At 59.0% G+C, this 19,683-nt stretch carries 18 protein-coding genes (1 of these 18 cut by a window edge); 3 read left to right on the top strand and 15 right to left on the bottom strand.

The annotated features are described in order from the left end of the window. From AC3ISG_RS00425 to AC3ISG_RS00445, 5 genes are all read right to left on the bottom strand, one after another. On the bottom strand, positions 1–1,176 hold the full coding sequence (locus AC3ISG_RS00425; RefSeq protein WP_122623688.1) for a DUF5924 family protein: 1,176 nt from the start codon (positions 1,174–1,176) through the stop codon (positions 1–3). Between the two features lie 98 nt (positions 1,177–1,274). Then, on the bottom strand, positions 1,275–2,657 hold the full coding sequence (locus AC3ISG_RS00430; RefSeq protein ID WP_489298271.1) for a M16 family metallopeptidase: 1,383 nt from the start codon (positions 2,655–2,657) through the stop codon (positions 1,275–1,277). A 67-nt stretch (positions 2,658–2,724) separates the two neighbouring features. Then, on the bottom strand, positions 2,725–4,368 hold the full coding sequence (locus AC3ISG_RS00435) for a Na/Pi cotransporter family protein (protein WP_272635249.1): 1,644 nt from the start codon (positions 4,366–4,368) through the stop codon (positions 2,725–2,727). 262 nt (positions 4,369–4,630) lie between these two features. Continuing rightward, positions 4,631–5,398 carry a TerC family protein gene (locus AC3ISG_RS00440; RefSeq protein WP_122534335.1) on the bottom strand — a complete coding sequence of 256 codons (768 nt, stop codon included), beginning with the start codon at positions 5,396–5,398 and terminating at the stop codon, positions 4,631–4,633. 66 nt (positions 5,399–5,464) lie between these two features. Continuing rightward, the gene (locus AC3ISG_RS00445; protein WP_122534336.1) at positions 5,465–6,772 is read right to left on the bottom strand and encodes a CitMHS family transporter; all 1,308 of its coding nucleotides are present in this window, start codon (positions 6,770–6,772) and stop codon (positions 5,465–5,467) included. A 324-nt stretch (positions 6,773–7,096) separates the two neighbouring features. Here AC3ISG_RS00445 and AC3ISG_RS00450 point away from each other — a divergent pair, with 324 nt between their 5' ends. After that, positions 7,097–7,498, top strand: coding sequence for a GFA family protein (locus tag AC3ISG_RS00450; protein ID WP_272635250.1), 402 nt, complete (start codon positions 7,097–7,099; stop codon positions 7,496–7,498). Between the two features lie 22 nt (positions 7,499–7,520). Here the strand turns inward: AC3ISG_RS00450 and AC3ISG_RS00455 are convergent, their stop codons facing one another. From AC3ISG_RS00455 to AC3ISG_RS00500, 10 genes are all read right to left on the bottom strand, one after another. Continuing rightward, positions 7,521–9,482: a DUF7844 domain-containing protein gene (locus tag AC3ISG_RS00455; RefSeq protein ID WP_489298272.1), complete on the bottom strand. Its 1,962-nt coding sequence runs from the start codon at positions 9,480–9,482 to the stop codon at positions 7,521–7,523. Further along, on the bottom strand, positions 9,479–9,799 hold the full coding sequence (locus AC3ISG_RS00460) for a DUF2388 domain-containing protein (protein WP_065987895.1): 321 nt from the start codon (positions 9,797–9,799) through the stop codon (positions 9,479–9,481). Before AC3ISG_RS00460 ends, AC3ISG_RS00455 begins: the two co-directional genes overlap by 4 nt. 37 nt (positions 9,800–9,836) lie before the next feature. Then, positions 9,837–10,142, bottom strand: a complete 306-nt coding sequence (locus AC3ISG_RS00465; protein WP_122534339.1) for a DUF2388 domain-containing protein — start codon at positions 10,140–10,142, stop codon at positions 9,837–9,839. Between the two features lie 116 nt (positions 10,143–10,258). After that, positions 10,259–10,576 carry a DUF2388 domain-containing protein gene (locus AC3ISG_RS00470; RefSeq protein ID WP_122623695.1) on the bottom strand — a complete coding sequence of 106 codons (318 nt, stop codon included), beginning with the start codon at positions 10,574–10,576 and terminating at the stop codon, positions 10,259–10,261. 358 nt (positions 10,577–10,934) lie between these two features. After that, positions 10,935–11,150 (bottom strand): DUF1127 domain-containing protein, encoded by a 216-nt coding sequence (locus AC3ISG_RS00475; protein ID WP_093466716.1) that lies wholly within the window; start codon positions 11,148–11,150, stop codon positions 10,935–10,937. Positions 11,151–11,469: 319 nt separating this feature from the next. After that, complete coding sequence (gene scpC, locus AC3ISG_RS00480) at positions 11,470–12,963, bottom strand: succinyl-CoA:acetate CoA-transferase ScpC (protein WP_489298273.1); 1,494 nt, start codon at positions 12,961–12,963, stop codon at positions 11,470–11,472. Positions 12,964–13,149: 186 nt separating this feature from the next. Beyond that, positions 13,150–14,595 carry an NAD(P)(+) transhydrogenase (Re/Si-specific) subunit beta gene (locus AC3ISG_RS00485; protein ID WP_122623697.1) on the bottom strand — a complete coding sequence of 482 codons (1,446 nt, stop codon included), beginning with the start codon at positions 14,593–14,595 and terminating at the stop codon, positions 13,150–13,152. Beyond that, positions 14,595–14,915 (bottom strand): NAD(P) transhydrogenase subunit alpha part 2, encoded by a 321-nt coding sequence (locus tag AC3ISG_RS00490; protein ID WP_122534343.1) that lies wholly within the window; start codon positions 14,913–14,915, stop codon positions 14,595–14,597. The genes AC3ISG_RS00485 and AC3ISG_RS00490 overlap by 1 nt, the downstream gene beginning before the upstream one ends. Before the next feature lie 11 nt (positions 14,916–14,926). Continuing rightward, positions 14,927–16,048, bottom strand: a complete 1,122-nt coding sequence (locus tag AC3ISG_RS00495; protein ID WP_489298274.1) for a Re/Si-specific NAD(P)(+) transhydrogenase subunit alpha — start codon at positions 16,046–16,048, stop codon at positions 14,927–14,929. A 423-nt stretch (positions 16,049–16,471) separates the two neighbouring features. After that, positions 16,472–17,368, bottom strand: coding sequence for a LysR family transcriptional regulator (locus AC3ISG_RS00500; RefSeq protein WP_122534345.1), 897 nt, complete (start codon positions 17,366–17,368; stop codon positions 16,472–16,474). A gap of 174 nt (positions 17,369–17,542) precedes the next feature. Between AC3ISG_RS00500 and AC3ISG_RS00505 the strand changes: the two genes are divergently transcribed. After that, complete coding sequence (locus tag AC3ISG_RS00505; protein WP_122534346.1) at positions 17,543–18,724, top strand: acyl-CoA dehydrogenase; 1,182 nt, start codon at positions 17,543–17,545, stop codon at positions 18,722–18,724. A 10-nt stretch (positions 18,725–18,734) separates the two neighbouring features. Further along, positions 18,735–19,683, top strand: partial view of a CaiB/BaiF CoA transferase family protein gene (locus AC3ISG_RS00510; RefSeq protein WP_489298275.1) — the 5' portion only. 272 nt of this gene lie beyond the right edge of the window; only the first 949 of its 1,221 coding nucleotides appear in the window; its start codon is at positions 18,735–18,737; its stop codon lies off the right edge, out of view.

Raw genomic sequence — 19,683 nt, forward strand, 5'->3', positions numbered from 1 at the left:
TTAGTTGGTTTTGGCCGGGGCAGATGAGTTCTCGGCTGGGGCACTGTCTGCGGGTTTTTTCGCCTCGGAATCATCCGGCTTTGCAGCGTCGGTGCCTGGCTTGAGGCCTGCGGGCTTGATCTTGTTGCGAGTGACGGCCGGCTGATCACGCTCGGTAACGTCAAAGCGCAGCACCCCGATCATCTGCCCGTCCTCCGTGAGCACCCTCACCTGCCATTTGCCCAACACATCCGGCGGAAAATTCTGCTTGTGCGTCCAGGCTCGGTAGCCTTCCTCACGACCGCCCTTGATGTCTAGAGCAATCCGCTCTATTTCCTCGCCATTGTGGCGCCACACGTGATAAATCCGCTCGTTCAGACCGCGCGGGGCGTTGATCGACGTGTAGGCGTAAAGCCCGGCGCTGCGCAGTTGGTTGACGCCGATCTCCTGAATGCTCTCGCCGGGGGTGCGATTCTGATTATCGAAGCGGGTGCTGATCGCTGCTTCGGTCAGCCAGAGAGTCGCCGGCGGCACCCAGAATCGCGCCATCCAGCCCGCGCCGCCGATCGCCAGTGTCATGGCCACCACGCCAAGGCCGCGCTGCCAGCTGTTGATCGGATAGCCCGATGCCAGGCTCGGAAATGACAGCAGCATCGCAATGCCCAGCGCCAGTTTGTAACTTTCGGCGGTGGTCAGGTGAACGATGATCGGCAGCGCCGTGAGCAGTGCGGCGAACAGCGTCAGGGTGTGCAGAGCCATGAACAGCCAGCGGCGCGGCGCCAGCCATTTGTAGTACAGCGGGTCGATGATGGAAATCAGGCCTGCCGCCCCGAGCAGCCCGGTGAACGCCAGCTGGCCGCTGTACCACGTGGTGGTGACGAAGAAGAACGGCAGTACGAAAAACAGGCTTTCCTGATGGATCATCTGAGTGCCGTAGCGCAGCAGCGGCTGCGGGATCTCGCGCTTGAACATCTTCGCGAACAGCGCGACCGCGCTGTTTTCCACCATCAGCCAGATCCAGCTCACCAGCAGAATGACCGCAATCCAGGTCGCCAGCTTGGCCTGGCGATCCACCAGAATGAAACTGCCGATGCCTGAGCAAAACCCAAAAAACGCAATCAGCCCGGGGTAGCGCTTGATGAACTCCAGCACACGCTGGACGAGCGAGTGCTGAATGATTGCGTTGATGTCCGGCATCGGTGGGCGTCACTCTTCGTTTATGAAGCTAGGTCTATGAAGTTGTAGATCGTTTGCGTCTGACGGTCCCGCTGAATCCAATACGCTGACTATAGGCGTTACAACGGACGCTTCTTGTAAACCCGCCATCGCCAGACAATCAGCAACGCCACCAGCCCTGTCAGCAAGCATCCGGCCCCATATAGCTCGTCGTAACTGAGCAGTGGCTCCTCAACGCGAAGATACCCGGGTTGCGCCAGCAGTTGACGCATCGCCTGATTGGCCAGATCCAGGCTCACGCCCCGGGTCCGCTTGGCCGGGTCTTGGAAGCGGCCATCGTCGTAATCGTTCAACGCACCCCAGTAATAGTCGGCCAGCGCGCTATTGCCTTGAACCGTCCAGGCTTGCTTGGCGACCGAGGCCTGCTGCAGCCGTGCAAAGGTGGCCGGGTCCATGCCTTCCTTGCGCAGCCGCTGGAGCATCGCGCGCACTGCCGCCGTGGCCGAATCGACGTCTTCGCGGTTGAGATCGGCATTAAGGCTGAGAAAGCCGGTGTCCCCGAACGCTTCGCGATCGGCCCATGGCCCGTAGGAATACCCCTTGTCCAGACGCAGTTCGCTGTACAGCGCCCAGTCCAGATACGCTTTCACCAGATCCCAGGTTTCATCGTGCTGCTCGCCCATGTCCGGCTCAGGGAACAGCAAATGCAGCTTCGCGCCATCGCCCAACGCGCCGCGGATCAGGGTGCGCTCGGGATCGGCCTTTTCGGTCATCGAGCGAAGCGGCGGATGTTCCGTAGGATCCACCGCATTAAGTTGGCCAAAGGTGCGTTCCAGATAGGCCGGCAGCAACTTGTCGAGTTCGCCCACGATGATCAGCGTCATGTTGTTGGAGGCGTACCAGTTGTTGTAGATATTCTCGACTTGCTCCAGCGTGAGGTGATCGACCTCTGCCCGCTCCGGACATTTGAGGCCAAGCTCAACGGCAAGCTGACTGCTGGCACCGTGGCCCAGATCACGCTTGTCCAGCCAGCGTTGCAAATGCGAGTAGTGGCCACCGTCTTCACGGGCGACGATGCGCTTGGCAGTGTCCAGATTGGCCTGATTGATTTGCGTGTGAGTCAGCAGATTGAGGAGCAGATCGAGCACCTTGCGCTGATTCTGCGCCGGCGCCTCGATGACGAAAGTGGTATCGGTGTTGCTGGTGAACGCGTTCCACTCTCCACCCAGCGCCTGCATCTGTTGCTCAAGTCCGCCCTCCCCGCTGTTGTCGATCCCGCTGAATAGCAGGTGCTCCAGCAGGTGCGGCAGCTCTTTGTCTTCGCATTTGAAGTCATCGAAGCCAATACCCACGACCAGGCGAATAGCGACATGACCTTTGTCCGCAGGCTTGAGCAACAACTGCAAACCGTTGGGCAGCACGTAGCCCTCAACCTGCAACCGGTCGAGGGCCATGGAAGAAAGGGATGTCAGAACCAGACAAACGAACAGCAGGCAACGCATAAAAACGGGCTTCCTTGCGGGCCGATATGTGTAACAGACTTCGCAGCGGCGCCTGCGTTCACCACGATTATTCCGGGTTGCCCTCGCTGGACAAGGCGCCTGTGTCAGTGGTTTCAAGGACCACGTAGGCGCTGCTGCAGAACAGCGAGTTCAAGCGTTTCATGTCGGAAATCAGCTCAAGGTGCAGGGAGCTGGTCTCGATACTCTGCACAATCTTGCGTTGCAGTCTGCTGACATGGGCATGGGCCAGGCGCCGCTCCTGTGCCCGAAAACGACGCTTCTCGCGCAACAACTGGCGCGCGCTCTCCGGGTCGCCGCTGAGGAAGACCGACAGGCCAAGACGCAGATTCGCCATCAGTTGCTCGTGCAGCCCGGACAGTTCTTCCAGGCCGACGTCGGAAAACGAACGGCGCTGCGAGGTCTTTTGCTGCTGGACCTTGCGCAGCATGCGCTCGATCAGCCCGCTGGCCAGTTCCAGATTGATCGCCAGTTCGATGATCTCGGCCCAGCGGCGATTGTCCTGATCGCTGAGGTCGTCGCGGGGCATCTGCGCCAGGTATAACTTGATGGCGTTGTAGAGTACCTCGACATCATCGTTGAGCCGACGCACCTCTTGAGTGACCGCCGTCTGGTTGCCACGCAGCACCTCTTGCATGGCATTGAGCATGCTGTCGATGAGATCACCCATGCGCAGGGTTTCGCGCACGGCATTCGCCAGCGCAAGACTCGGCGTGGCCAGTGCGGTCAGGTCCAGATGGCGAGGCTTGGTCTGGCCGTTGATCTCGGCCTGCTGAGGCAGAATCGACGCACACAGGCGTCCCATCGGTCCCACGGTCGGCAGCATGATCAGGCAGCGCAGGGAGTTGTAGATGACATGAAAGCTGATGACCAGGCTCGACGGACTGACATTCAGCGTGTCCATCCACGCCACCAGCGGGGTCAGCACAGGGGTGATCAGCAACAGGCCGATCAGTTTGTACAACAGACTGCCCAAGGCCACCTGCCGCCCGGCGACGTTTTGCATGCTGGTGCTGAGGAACGCCAGCAGACCACTGCCGATGTTGGCGCCGATCACCAGACCGATCGCCACCGGCAGGCTGATGATTTCCGCGCCTGCGAGGGTCGCCGTCAGCAGCACCGCCGCAAGGCTTGAGTAGGAGATCAGCGCGAACATGGCGCCGACCAGTGCGTCGAGCAATAGATCACCCGTCAGTGACGCAAACAGCACCTTGACCCCGGCCGCCTGGGTGATGGGCGCAGCGGCAGTGACAATCAGCTGCAAGGCGAGAATGATCAGGCCCAGGCCAATGCCGACACGACCCAACTGACCCACGCGGGTTTGTTTGCGCGACAGAAAGAAGATCACGCCCAGAAAGATCAGCAGCGGTGATAGCCACGACAGGTCGAATGTCAGGATTCGCGACATCACCGCAGTACCGACGTCGGCACCGAGCATGATGGCCAGCGCGGGCGTCAGCCCCATCAAACCCTGGCCAACGAAGGACGTCACCAGCATCGCCGTGGCGTTACTGCTTTGCACCACCGCGGTGACGAGGATCCCCGCAACGAATGCCAGCGGGCGTTTGGCCATGTTCTGGCCAATGACCCGGCGCAGCTGCGAGCCGTAGACACGCAGAATGCCGGTCCGAACGATGTGTGTGCCCCAGATCAACAGCGCGACGGCAGACAGCAAATCGAGCAGGGTCAGCATATGGAGAGCCCCCTGTAGGTTGCCCATCGGGCAAAGTTAAAGGTCCAGCGTGTAGCGAGCGTAAGCGCATGAGGTGCATCGAACAGCGCGCTCAACTAAAGCTTTAGTCGGCCTGTGGCCTTAATGCCAGCATGGCACAGCGGATTATTTCTTGAAACAAATCTGTCATAAATCAGGTATTTGAAGGTCGCCCGTTGATTCGCACCGATAAAAAACGGGGCACTCAAAGGGCCCCGTTTTCACCACATCCGCGCAGCGGACGTTACTGCCCCGGTACGTCCTTGTGAAGTTTCACAGGGTCCTGCATCTTGCGCTTCTTCGCCATCGACGTGCGCATTTTGATGTTGATCGCCTCAACCGCCAGCGAGAACGCCATGGCGAAGTAGACGTAGCCCTTCGGCACATGCACATCGAACGACTCGGCAATCAGCACGGTGCCGACGACGATCAGGAACGACAGCGCCAGCATTTTCAGCGAAGGGTGCTTCTCGATGAAGTCGCTGATGACGCCCGCGCACAGCATCATGATCAGCACCGCCACGATGATCGCCGCGACCATCACCGGTACGTGGGAAACCATACCCACGGCAGTAATGACCGAGTCCAGCGAGAATACGATGTCGATGATTGCAATCTGAAGGATGGTGTACAGAAACATGCCGCCCTTGCCTTTCGGCTCATCCAGCGATTCTTCCTCGCCTTCCATGCCGTGGTAGATCTCTTGCGAGCTCTTCCACAACAGAAACAGACCACCGAAGAACAGGATCAGGTCACGTCCGGAAATGCCCTGGCCGAGGACCACGAACAGGTCGTCGGTGAGGCGCATGACCCAGGTGATCGACAGCAGCAGCAGAATCCGCGTCACCATCGCCAGCGCCAGGCCGAAGATACGGGTGCGTGGCTGCATCGCCTTAGGCATGCGGCTGACCAGGATCGAGATCATGATGATGTTGTCGATACCCAGCACGATTTCCAGGGCGGTCAGCGTGAAGAAAGCAACCCAGATCTCAGGGTTGGTCAGCCATTCCATTACGTATTCCTTTGAGCGTTTGTCTTCCCTCCGGCACAGTTACGCCAGAGGGAGCGTTGAGTTGCGTTATAGGCTGCTGTAAAGCGGGAAAATTCCCATCAGCAGCGCAGCGATCAGAATGCATACACACACCAGCACGGCCCATTTGAGGGTAAAGCGCTGGTGATCACCGAACTCGATGCCCGCCAGTGCCACCAGCAGATACGTCGACGGCACCAACGGACTCAACAGGTGGACGGGCTGGCCGACGATCGAGGCACGTGCCATCTCCACCGGGCTGATGCCGTAATGCGAAGCGGCTTCGGCCAGCACTGGCAGCACACCATAGTAGAACGCGTCGTTGGACATGAAGAAAGTGAACGGCATGCTGACAACTGCAGTGATCACGGCCAGATAAGGGCCCATCGCTTCAGGAATCACGGCCAGCAGGCTCTTCGACATCGCGTCGACCATTCCGGTGCCGGACAGGATACCGGTAAAGATCCCCGCAGCAAAAATCAGTCCGACCACTGCCAGCACGCTGCCGGCGTGGGCCGCTACACGGTCTTTCTGTGCTTGCAGGCACGGATAGTTGACGATCATCGCGATACTGAATGCGATCATGAACAGCACCGGCAGCGGCAGCAGGCCCATGATCAGCGCCACCATCAGCACCAGCGTCAGTGCGGCGTTGAACCAGATCAGCTTGGGGCGGCGGGCTTCAGGAAACTGCGAAACGCTGATGTCGCTGTGATCGCCCTCGTCACCGGGCAGGTGCAGTTCGCCCAGGCGCGCACGCTCGCGTTTGCCGTAGAAGTAGGCGATCAGCAGAATCGCCACAACGCCTGCCAGCATCGCCGGAATCATTGGCACGAAGATGTCGGATGGATCGACATGCAGGGCACTCGCTGCCCGCGCGGTCGGGCCGCCCCATGGCGTCATGTTCATCACGCCGCCGGCCAGAATGATCAGGCCCGCCATGATGCGCGGGCTCATGCCCAGACGGCTGTACAGCGGCAGCATGGCGGCCACGCAGATCATGTACGTCGTGGCGCCATCACCGTCCAGCGAGACAACCAGCGCCAGCACAGCCGTACCGACCGACACCTTGACCGGGTCGCCTTTCACCAGCTTGAGGATCTTGCGCACGGCCGGGTCGAACAGCCCGGAGTCGATCATCAGTGCGAAATAAAGGATGGCGAACATCAGCATTACGCCTGTTGGCGCTAGCTTGGTGATGCCCGCAAGCATCATTGGGCCGATTTCCGAGGCGAAGCCACCGAACAAGGCAAAAACGATAGGGACAATGATCAAGGCAATCAGCGCGGACAGGCGCTTGCTCATGATCAGGTACATGAAGGCGACGACCATGGCGAAGCCGAGGAAGGTCAACATAGCAATTACTCCAGCGTTACGCGGCGTGGGAACGGACGAGACGAATCGATCAGCTCAAAACGAGCGGCGCGTGGAGTCGGGGATTACGAAGGGGGTACTGCAGGGCACATGCAAGCATCGGAAATCACCTAATTGTTGTTGTAGATGGGCCGGAGAACGTCAAGCGCGTTCGTCCTGGCCGACCGGTCTTTCGCCGGCGGTGAGGTGATGCTAAACGGGGAAGCTTTCAGCCAGCTTTCGTTGCATGTCGCAATTTGACGAGCGGGAGTTTGAGTTATCGACCCCAGGATGCGGTCAGACCCCTACATAACCTGGAGAGTGCTCATGAGTGAATTGCAGACCGGCGGATGCCATTGCGGCAATCTGCGTTACCAGCTCGATGGCCCCGTGGATGACGTCGCCCACTGCCATTGTTCGATTTGTCGCCGCACGTCAGGTGGGATCGTCGTGACGTGGACCAGCGTGCCGGTCGAGGCTTTCAAATGGCTGGCGGGAAGTCCGACTACCTATGATTCAGGCCCGACATGCGTGCGGTATTTCTGCAATAACTGTGGGGCACAGGTCGCGCTGTTCAGCCGGAACAGCCCGGAGACCATGGATGTGACTATTGCCACCCTTGATCATCCGGAGCTGACGCCTGCCGATCGACACATCTGGACCGACAGCCGCCTGCCCTGGCTGCACCTCGACGAGCATCTGCCAGGTGAGTCTGGGGAAACTGCCTGAGTCATTTAGGGGCGCGCAGCGATCAGGGCAGCTCCAGCCCGCCTGCTGCCTTGTGCAGCGCCCGCAGGTGTTCACCGACCTGCTTGAGGTTGTCTTCGGTTGCAGCGATCTCGGCGGCGCGGTCGGGATCGAGCAGCGCCCTCACCTCTTTGTCCAGATCGCCGCTGAGCCGCTGAAGCTGTTTCTGCCGCTGGCTGCTCTCGTCCTCCAAGCGCTTCCACTCGCCTTCCTGCGGCAGACCGTAGCCGCCGCTGCCGAGCAATTCTGCGGGTCGACTCAGGAATCCGCTGTTGGCGAGAATGTCCTGCAGCGTGCCGGTCGCCCTGGAGACGCCGTTGTCCTTCTGCTCCACAGCACTGAGGTAGCGCTGCTTGACCTCATCCTGCGCGAGCAATAACTGACGACGGAGCCCGGCCTGTTCCAGCAGCAGCATTGCCGCGCTGGTGCGTAAATCAGCATTGGCGAAATACGGGCGCCGCTCTTGGGGCGTCAGTGCCAGCCAATCCTCGACCGTGGTCTGCTTGACGCTAGTAGTCTTGCGCAGTACATCGAACATCGCCTGATAACGATCGCGGTACGAGTCGAAGCGGTATCCCATGCGCAGCGCTTTCTTCGGATCGTCCAGCACGCTGGTGTCCGCCAGCCCCCTGCCCTTGAGGACTTCCAGCAGCCCATTGGGCATGATGCTGTCCAACCCGACAAGCCGCGGATCGTTGGTGCCACTGCGCAGCAGCTTCAGGTTTTCCACCGCGCAGTTGTTGGACAGGAACCAGTAATCCCCGTCATAGGCCCAGTGCATCTCGGCAGCGTGCTGAACCAGACCGTTGATCTCCTCTCGGGACAGTTTCAGCGGGACAGAGGCCAGGCCGCGCAGTTCGGTCTTGGTGTACTCATCGATCACCTGACCCAGCGGCAGGACAAACAGGCGCGAGGGATACTTCCCGGTCAAGCCGCTCCAGCTGGACAGCTGAAGGTCGTTGACGAAGGCGCGATACGACAGCACCAGGTGCTGATCCAGATCCAGCCGACAGTCCGGGCCACGCGGCCGACCAGGCTTGCATATCACCAGCCGAAGCATGCTATGGCCCCAACGGCTCGCCAGATTCTGGTTGGCCTCGGCCAGCAGGTAATCGACTTCGTACACACGTTCGGGGTCCAGCTTGCCCAGTGGCTCTCGGGCAAAGTCGTTCCCGGCGTTGAGGTAAGGATAGGACGTCGGGCACTGATCTTTCGTCGCGGGCGCCCAGTCGAACCGAGCTTTGTAATAGTCGTAGAGTGCCGGACGGCGACAGGCGTAGGCCGGATCGAGGAGGAAGTACTCCATGTTCACCGCAACGAACTCCAGCGGGCTGCTGATTTCGTAGATGTCCGGACTGCGCGCGACCTGGCCGTTGCGCTCTTCCCTGTCACCGCGGCGGCCGACGTACTGTGGCCATCCCGCCAGATCCAGAAGGCGGGGATCATCACTTAACGTGAAGCGTCGGTCGGTCTGCCCCCGACAGCTGTCACGCAGGCCAACCTTTCCCACGCTCTTGCCCTGCCGGGTACATGCAACGATCAACTTGCGGTCTTCAGGGGACCAGAGCTGCGCGTGATCATAAATATGGGTCAGCTCATGCAGAACCGTGGCGAGCATTTCTTCGCGCACGGTGCCGTGAGGACGGTTGGTTCGGGTTGTTGCGGCGCTGCCATCGGTCAGGCCGGCGAGCAAGTGCTCATTGAGGTCCAGCCGGTAAGGGCCGTCTGCACGGCCGTAGGCATTGGACGGCATGTCATCCGTCCAATGCACTTCGACCTTTCTATCGAGCTTGCTGACGAAAAGTGGCGGCAGGTGCTCCATCGCTTCGTCGAGCAATGTCTGGCTGGCCTTTTGTTGCGCAGGGCTGAGCCCGTCTGCATGCAACGACAGCCTGAGATCGGCGAAGGCGCCCGTGCAAATCAGCGACAGCGCCGACGTCAGCAGCCAGACAGCGAGGCGTTTCACAGTGCGAGGATGGCCTCGGCGAGGTCCTGGTCACTGGCGTTGCGGGCCTCCGGCAGGCGGTCGCGCAGCGTCATGAAAGCTGCGTCGAGCAGTGCGCCATGGATATCGCCGTTGCTGGCGACATAGCTGGCGGCGTCGTCGCGCGCTTCGAGTACGAGTTTCCAGTTACGTACGGATGAGGTGGTGTCGGAGGTGAAATCGATGCTGCGGCCGAGGGCGCGAACGACGATGTTACTGGTGGCCTTCAGGGTTTGTGCCTGTGCCATATCAGTCAGCAAGAGCAGGCCGAGGGCGGCAGCGATCAACGGGGTACGCATGGAACGTCTCCAAAATACGGAAGTTACAAAAAAGTGACTATTGGACGAGGATTGCCTGCGCCAGTTCAAGGTCGCTTGCATGAAGTTTCGGGCGGGATTGACGCAGGTATGCCAGCGCCGATTCCAGTCGTGCTCCTCGCAGTTGGCCATCACTGGCAACAAACACTGCTGCATCATCCTGGGCGGCAATTATCAACTTGCTATCGAAAGGCCCGGTCGTCACCTGGCTGGTGGCGTATCCGGTTTTGACCAGGCTTTGTGTGGTCACGTCGAACGCCAGAACCTGAGTGGAAATACTCAAGGTGGCGATGACGGCAAGCGCTAGGCGAGACAACGAATGCATGGCTATTCAGGGCTGTTCAGGTTCTGCGAAACGAGTCGCAAGGCTAGCGCAACACCCGGGTCAGAGCTAGTGCAAAGACCCAGGCGTAGGCGGGAGAAACCTGTCGCGATACTGAATCAGATGGCAAGAATCGCCTGCGCGAGTTGCGCGTCCGACGCTTGCAGGCTTGGCGCAACCTCGCGGATGTGTTGCAACGCGCCTTGAAGCTTCACGCCACGGATCTCGCCTTCGCTGGCAACGAAGCTTGCTGCGTCGTCGCGGGCGGCCAGGACAATCTTGTCGTCATGAAAGGAGGACGAGATTTTCGACGTGGCATTGGATGATGCATCCAGCGCACGGACGATGGTGTCGGTTGTAACAACGAAACTGGAAGCCTGGGCCCCGGTAGCGGCAACGATCAGGAAAGCGGCACTCAACAGGCGAACGCGAGACATACAGGCACTCCAAAATAACGGGACTCGAAAACCACTGACGCTTAAATCGGAAGCTCAGCCTTAGCTGTCTCGCGAGTGCGTGGTCAAGGTGGCGCAAGATTAGCTTATAAGCGAGCCCGCTAACCATCCTCGCCTTACGCAAGTAGCCGGCGTGCGGACCATTACTGCTGAAATCGCCTGAAAACATTGGTCTGTATGGGTTTTCGTGAAGAAAATCAAACTGTACTGGTTTTGGTTGCCAAGCTGTACGCTGGCCTGAAACGACAAAACCCGTCAGCAGTGCCCTGCTGACGGGTTTTGTTTGAACAATTCGGGTTGCTGGCGAGAGGCGCTTTGCCTGGGACCAGCAGACGCTACATTAGCGCCAGAACGGCTTGCTCAGCTCTTCGTAACGCTGGGATTCGCTGATACCGGCGTCAGCCAGCAAACGTGCATCCAGACGAGCCAGTTGATGGCGGCTGGACAGACGACGCTGCCAGAGCATCAGGTTGGCGAACATGCGCAGCGGCAAAGAGGCTTGTGCGGTTTTTGCGGTGTCTTCGTAGAACAGTTCGGAACTGACGGTGCGTTCCATGATGCATCTTCCTTCCGCTTGTGGCGGGATTAGAGAGTGACTTGATTGGTGACAATATTCCTCTCATTGCCCTCCTCTCTCTAGACACAGTTCATTTGTATTGTGCTGCTCCAGTTAACTGTTAAACAACACTGTTTTGTTCAGAAGTGGGGCAACTGTACGGGTCTGCACCATAAGTGTGCTTTTTGGATGATTGCGCTGGTCATTTCCCGTTTGGCCTACCCGATATAACCCGTACAGCAGTACAGTTTTTGCAGGATTTGCGTTCAAGCTGCCAACTGTGATGACGAAAGGTTGCCGCCACTGACAAACTGTGTTTTCAGATCGCCAACATGTGTCCCGTTTCTTCGAGGTTAAGGTGCCAGCTGAGTGCATCCCGCAGCACATGCGGGGTGTGGCCGCCAATTGCGCAGGCGCGGCGGAAATAATCATTCAGCGCCTCGCGGTAAGCCGGATGCACGCAGTTGTCGATGATGACCCGCGCACGTTCCCGGGGTGCCAGACCTCGCAAATCGGCCAGTCCTATCTCTGTCACCAGGATGTCCACGTCGTGTTCGGTATGGTCCACATGGCTGACCATGGGCACCACGCTTGAGATCGCCCCGGCCTTGGCGATGGACTTAGTTACGAAAATGGCGAGATGGGCATTCCGTGCAAAGTCGCCTGACCCGCCTATCCCGTTCATCATCCGTGTGCCGCCCACATGGGTGGAGTTGACGTTTCCGTACAAGTCGAACTCCAGAGCGGTGTTGATCCCGATGATGCCCAGGCGGCGGACGACCTCTGGATGGTTCGAAATTTCCTGAGGGCGCAGTAACAGTCTGGATCTGTACTGTTCCAGATTGTCGTAGACCGCAGAGTGCTTGCGCTCGGACAGCGTCATGGAACAGCCCGAGGCAAAATCCAGCTTGCCCGCCTCGAACAGGTCGAACGTCGAATCCTGCAGTACTTCCGAATACATCGTCATGCCGTGAAAGGGTGAATCGATCAACCCTGTCATGACGGCATTGGCGATCGTGCCTACCCCGGCCTGCAGCGGCATCAGCTGATTGGTCAGGCGGTTCAGCCGCACTTCGTTCTTGAAGAACTCAACCAAATGGCCCGCGATAGCCTGAGTGTCGGTGTCTGCCGGCAATACCGACGACGGCGAGTCGGGTTGATTGCTGATCACGATGCCGACGATCTTGGCCGGATCGATCTTCACGGCCTGACTGCCGATTCGGGTATCGGTCTTAAGCACCGGGATCGGCAGCCGCGTCGGCCGGTAAGTGGGTATATAGATGTCATGCAGCCCTTCCAGCTCCAGGGGCTGGGCGAGGTTGATCTCGATGATCACGTGTTCCGCAAGAATGGCGAAGCTCGCCGAGTTGCCGACTGACGTGCTGAGCACCAGGTGCCCTTCTTCGGTGATCGCCACGCATTCAATCACGGCGATATCCACGGCCTTGATCTGACGATTGCGCAGTTGCTCGACGGTGTCCGACAGATGCTGGTCGATGAACATAACGCTGCCGTCGTTGATGGCCTTGCGCAGAGTGCTGTCGACCTGAAAAGGCATGCGGCGGGACAGCACGCCCGCTTCGGTCAGTTGCTTGTCCAGATCGTTGCCCAGGCTTGCGCCCGTCATCAGGCTGATCTTCAGCGGAACTGCTTTGGCGCGTTCAGCCAGCGCCTGGGGCACGGCCTTGGCTTCGCCTGCGCGGGTGAAGCCGCTCATGCCAACGGTCATGCCGTCCTTGATCAAGGAAGCGGCGTCGGCCGCGCTCATTATCTTGCTCATCAGCGAGGGCAGACGGATTCGTTCACGGTGCATGTTGTTTAATCTCATGACAAAGATGCGTGAGCGAAGTCTAGAGATTTGAAGTGTGTTCGTCCCGCTACCAAGGTCGCACTAAGGGCTCTAATTAGCGCCTCTGCGCGAGAAACACTTTTACCCGGGGTGTAAAAAACCCTCGGCCATCACCTGCGCCGAGGGTTGTTTTATCGCGGGTTGCAACCGTTATTCGATCGCTTTGACCATGTCCTCGATGACCTTTTTGGCGTCACCAAACACCATCATGGTTTTGTCCAGATAGAACAGCTCGTTATCCAGGCCGGCATAGCCGCTGGCCATGGAGCGCTTGTTGACGATGATGGTCTTGGCTTTGTACGCCTCAAGAATTGGCATGCCGGCAATTGGCGACTTGGGATCGTTCTTGGCCGCGGGATTGACCACATCGTTGGCGCCTAACACCAGGACGACGTCCGCCTGACCGAATTCGGAGTTGATGTCCTCCATCTCGAACACTTGATCGTAAGGCACCTCGGCTTCCGCCAGCAGCACGTTCATGTGCCCCGGCATCCGGCCGGCCACCGGGTGGATCGCGTACTTCACCGTGACGCCCGCGTGGGTCAGCTTTTCGGTCAGCTCTTTCAGCGCGTGCTGCGCTCGAGCGACCGCCAGCCCGTAACCCGGCACGATGATTACAGTGTCGGCGTTGGTCAGCAGGAAGGTCGCATCGTCAGCTGATCCGGATTTGACCGGGCGGGCTTCCTGGGTGCCACTTGCAGCACCGGTATCCGCAGCGCCACCAAAGCCGCCGCCGATCACGTTGAAGAACGAGCGGTTCATCGCTTTGCACATGATGTACGACAGAATCGCGCCGGAAGAGCCGACCAGAGAGCCGGCGATGATCAGCATCGAGTTGTTCAGCGAGAAGCCAATACCCGCCGCCGCCCAGCCCGAATAACTGTTGAGCATCGACACCACGACCGGCATGTCTGCGCCGCCAATCGGGATAATCAGCAGCACGCCAATCACGAACGCGAGGATCAGCATAATGCTGAACGCGAACAGGCTACCCGTCAGCATGAACGTGATGCCGAACAGCAGCGTCGCCAGACCCAAAATCAGATTGAGCTTGTGCTGACCGGCAAACTGCACCGGTGCGCCCTGGAACAAGCGGAACTTGTATTTGCCAGACAGCTTGCCGAAAGCGATGACGGAGCCGGAGAAGGTGATCGCACCAATCGCTGCGCCAAGGAACAACTCCAGACGATTGCCCGCCGGAATCGGATCACCCAAGTGGTGAACAATGCCCAGCGACTGTGGCTCGACCACGGCAGCAATGGCGATGAATACGGCGGCCAGACCGATCATGCTGTGCATGAAGGCGACCAGTTCCGGCATCTTGGTCATTTCGACGCGCTTTGCCATGATCGAACCGGCAGTGCCGCCGACCAGCAGACCGATCAGGATATAACCAATCCCTGCGCTGGCACCGTCCGTGGACAACGCGGCCAGTTTGAAGACCAGTCCGACCGTAGTTAAAACAGCCAGACCCATGCCGAGCATGCCGAACAGGTTGCCTCGACGCGACGTGGTCGGATGAGACAGGCCCTTCAGCGCCTGGATGAAGCAGATCGCGGAGACGAGGTACAGCAATGTGACGAGGTTCATGCTCATTACTTGGCCACCTCGTCTTTAACCCTGGGCGCTTTCTTTTTGAACATCTCCAGCATGCGCCGGGTGACCAAAAAACCGCCGAAGACGTTAACGGCGGCCAGCGCGACGGCCAGCGTGCCCATGGTTTTGCCCAGTGGCGTTACTGTCAGCGCTGCAGCGAGCATCGCGCCGACGATAACGATGGCCGAGATAGCGTTTGTAACTGCCATCAGGGGCGTGTGCAGCGCAGGCGTCACGTTCCAGACCACGTGATAGCCGACGTAAATGGCGAGCACGAAAATGATCAGGTTGTAGATGCCGGGTGAGATGAACTCTTCCATTATTTTTATCCTCAGCCGTTCTTGCGGATGACGTGGCCATCGCGGCACATAAGGCACGCGGCAACGATGTCGTCTTCGAGGTTGATCTGGAACTGCCCTTCCTGGTTGAAAAGCAGCTTCATGAAGTCCAGCAGGTTGCGGGCATAAAGAGCCGATGCATCCGCCGCAACCATGGCCGGGAGATTCGTGTGGCCGACAATGGTCACGCCGTGCTCGACCACCACCTGATCCGCCACCGTAAGCGGGCAGTTGCCGCCCTGCGCGGCAGCCAGATCAATCACCACCGAACCGGGCTTCATTTGCGCGACTGTTTCAGCGCTCAACAGCACCGGTGCCTTGCGACCAGGGATCAGCGCCGTGGTAATCACGATGTCCGCCTGCCTGGCGCGCTCATGAACGGCCACTGCCTGACGCTGCATCCAGCTGGCTGGCATCGGGCGGGCGTAACCGCCGACGCCCACAGCAGCCTCGCGCTCCTCGTCAGTTTCGTACGGCACGTCAACGAACTTGGCCCCTAGCGACTCGATCTGTTCCTTGACGGCCGGACGCACGTCAGAGGCCTCAATGACTGCACCCAGGCGTTTGGCCGTGGCGATGGCCTGCAGCCCCGCAACGCCCGCGCCAAGAATCAGCACTCGCGCTGCTTTCACCGTACCGGCCGCAGTCATCAGCATCGGCATAAAGCGCGGGTAGTGATGCGCCGCCAACAACACAGCTTTATAGCCGGCGATATTGGCCTGGGAGGAAAGCACGTCAAGGCTTTGCGCGCGCGAGGTGCGTGGCGCAGCTTCGAGGGCAAAGGCGGCGATTCCGCGTTCGGCCAGCTTGGCGATCATGTCGTTATTGAACGGGTTGAGCATCCCGACTACCACGGCGCCGCTTTTTATCAGCGGTAGCTCTGCATCGCCGGGAGCGGAGACCTTGAGGATGAGTTCAGCGCCGAACGCATCGGCGGCGCTGCCGATCAATGCACCTGCTGCCTCGTAAGCACTGTCCGTCACGCTCGCTGCAATGCCCGCGCCGTTCTGAACGGTCACTGTGTGGCCTTGGGCGATGAGCTTTTTGATGGTCTCGGGAGTGGCGGCGACCCGGGTTTCACCAAGCTGGGTTTCGAGGGGGACTCCAATGTGCACGTCAAATCTCCTGCGTGATCTTATTGTCTTAATTAGGCCAGCGCGCTACGGCCCGAGGGCTGGGATTGCGATCACTACGCCCGTTAAAACAGCCGGGCGCGGCATTTTGCAGGGGATGTCAGAGGCCTTCAAGGGTTTCTGTAACTGAACGAAAAATGTACTACAAGTCACCCTGTGACCGATTGACGCACAAAATCACGCAAGTGCCTGATGTACATGATCTTTTATGAAATATGAGCCCGCAGGGGTCTTCCGACGACGAAATTATAAAACGCCCTGAAAACGGCTGGAGAGCCCTATTTGTATGACTATTGGGGCGTTAAGGTCAGAGCTGAGAAGTGTGTCGTCAATGCGACAATTCAGGATATCTGTAGGTTCTGAAGTAGGCGTACTACATTAAGTCTTCAAGACGCAGATGGGTGTTTAAGGCAGCGAGTAAGTGTCGGCCTGCTGAATCAGCCAGTCCCGAAACGCTTTCAGGGACGCCGATTCCGTTTTGCGCTCTGGAATCATCAAGTAATACGCCTTTGAGCTAGAAAGCTGATGGGGGTTGGCAATCACCAGGCGCTTCTCGGCCAGTTCATGCTGAATTAGAAATGGTGGTATGAGCGCCACACCCATGTCGTGCATGGCTGCCTGCGCGAGCATGGAGAATAGCTCGTAACGAGGACCTGTCATGTCGCGGGCCACGCCCATGTCTCGCGAGTTGAACCATTGCCGCCAGGCATAGGGCCGAGTGGTTTGCTGGAGCAGCGGCATCTCGGCCAACTCTTGAGCGCTAATGCTGTGCCGTGCCCCAAGCAGTGCCGGACTGCAGACCGGCATCGGGTTCTCGCCCATCAGTCTGTGAGATTCGGTACCGGACCAATCAGCATCGCCAAAATAAATCGCTGCGTCGAATTCGGTATCCGCGAACAAAAAGGGCCGCGTGCGGTTCGTCAGGTTGACAGTGACGTCAGGGTGTTTCTTTTGAAAATCCTTTAAACGCGGAAGTAGCCATTGCGTGCCGAAGGTAGGCACCACCGCGAGTTCGATCACATTCACGCCCTGGTGACCCATCACTGACAGCGTGTCACGTTCAACGGCGTCGAGTTGCGTTGCAATGCGCCGACTGTAGGAAAGGCCCGCCTCTGTTAGCTTCACACCCCGTCGCGAGCGTCGGAACAGGCCGACATTCAAGAACTCTTCCAGGCTGGCGATCTGTCGGCAGATCGCGCTCTGGGTCAGCGAAAGCTCTTCGGCAGCTTTTGTGAAGCTCTCGTGCCGCGCAGCGGCCTCGAAGCTTACCAGCGCGGTGGTGCTCGGGATTTTACGGCGCATGTACCTTTGCCTCACTCAGAAGAACGGACAGGCTGCTGATTAGCGTGCTTCGGAGTGACAAATTAGCACAAGACGATGCGAAATCGTCGTTTGCTCCCTTGATGGTTCCAGGCCTAGGCTCGCTCCATTACTTTTCCGGCGAGTCCGGAAGCGCATCTTGGTGAGGAGAGAATCATGAGCGGCAAGGCAAGTTTCAGTTGGATCGACCCCCTGTTGCTGGACCAGCAGCTCACCGAAGAAGAGCGCATGGTTCGCGACAGCGCCGAGCAGTTCGCCAGGGACAAGCTAGCGCCGCGTGTACTTGAAGCCTTCCGGCATGAAAAGACAGATCCAGCGATTTTCCGCGAGATGGGTGAGATAGGTCTCCTCGGTGCCACGATCCCGGAGCAGTATGGCGGTAGCGGTCTGAACTACGTGTGTTACGGCTTGATCGCTCGCGAGGTCGAGCGCGTCGATTCAGGTTACCGCTCCATGATGAGCGTGCAGTCCTCCCTGGTCATGGTGCCGATCAACGAATTCGGCACTGAAGCGCAAAAACAGAAGTACCTGCCCAAACTCGCGTCCGGTGAGTGGATTGGCTGCTTCGGCCTCACCGAACCCAATCATGGTTCGGATCCGGGTGCGATGATCACCCGTGCGCGGAGCGTCGAAGGCGGTTACCGCCTGACCGGTAGCAAAATGTGGATCACCAACAGCCCCATCGCCGACGTATTCGTTGTCTGGGGCAAAGATGACGCTGGCGATATCCGCGGCTTTGTACTGGAAAAGGGCTGGCAAGGCCTGACGGCTCCGGCGATTCACGGCAAGGTTGGCCTTCGCGCTTCGATCACCGGCGAGATCGTCATGGACAACGTGTTTGTGCCGGAAGAGAATATTTTCCCGGATGTCCGTGGCCTCAAAGGTCCTTTCACGTGCCTTAACTCCGCCCGCTATGGCATCTCCTGGGGCGCCTTGGGGGCTGCCGAGTTTTGCTGGCACACCGCGCGTCAATACACGCTGGACCGTCAACAGTTTGGCCGTCCGCTTGCAGCTAATCAGCTGATTCAGAAAAAGCTCGCTGACATGCAGACCGAGATCACGCTGGCGCTTCAAGGCTGCCTGCGTCTGGGCCGCATGAAAGACGAGGGCACCGCAGCGGTCGAAATCACCTCCATCATGAAGCGCAACTCTTGCGGCAAGTCCTTGGACATCGCACGTATGGCGCGTGACATGTTGGGTGGTAATGGCATTTCTGATGAGTTCGGCATCGCCAGGCATCTGGTTAACCTGGAAGTGGTCAATACCTACGAAGGCACTCACGACGTCCATGCGCTCATCCTGGGTCGCGCACAGACCGGCATCCAGGCCTTCTACTAAGGAGCCTGCAATGGGCGCGTTATCGCATTTGCGTGTGCTGGACTTGTCTCGGGTGCTCGCGGGCCCGTGGGCAGGGCAGATTCTGGCTGACCTCGGCGCCGAGGTCATCAAGATCGAGCGCCCGGGCAATGGCGACGATACGCGCGCCTGGGGGCCGCCCTTTCTGAAGGATCCGCGTGGAGAAAATACGTCTGAAGCTGCGTACTACCTGTCAGCCAACCGTAATAAGCAGTCCGTCACTATAGACTTCACTCAGCCTGAAGGTCAGAAGTTGGTTCGGGAGCTGGCGGCGAAGTCCGATATTGTCATCGAGAACTTCAAGGTTGGCGGGCTGAAGGCCTATGGTCTGGATTACGAATCGCTGCAGCTGGAGAACCCCAGGCTCATCTATTGCTCCATTACCGGGTTCGGTCAGACTGGGCCATACGCCAAGCGCGCAGGTTACGATTTCATGATCCAGGGGCTCGGCGGGCTAATGAGTCTTACCGGTCGTCCCGAGGGGGAGGATGGCGCGGGACCGGTCAAGGTCGGCGTGGCGCTGACGGATATTCTTACAGGGCTGTATTCGACGTCGGCGATTCTCGCTGCTCTGGCGCATCGGGATCAGGGAGGGCCTGGTCAGCACATCGACATGGCGTTGCTGGATGTGCAGGTCGCCTGCCTGGCGAATCAGGCGATGAACTACCTGACGACGGGCGTATCGCCAAGGCGACTGGGTAATGCGCACCCTAATATCGTGCCCTATCAGGATTTCCCTACTGCCGATGGCGATTTCATCCTCACGGTGGGGAACGACAGCCAGTTCCGCAAATTCGCAGAAGTGGCTGGGCATCCGCAGTGGACTGATGATCCGCGCTTTTCCACGAATAAGCAGCGGGTCGCACATCGTGCCGAGCTGATTCCGTTAATCCGGCAGGCCACCGTGTTCAAAACCACGGCTGAGTGGGTTGCGGCGTTAG

Source organism: Pseudomonas sp. GL_135, from assembly GCF_057834665.1.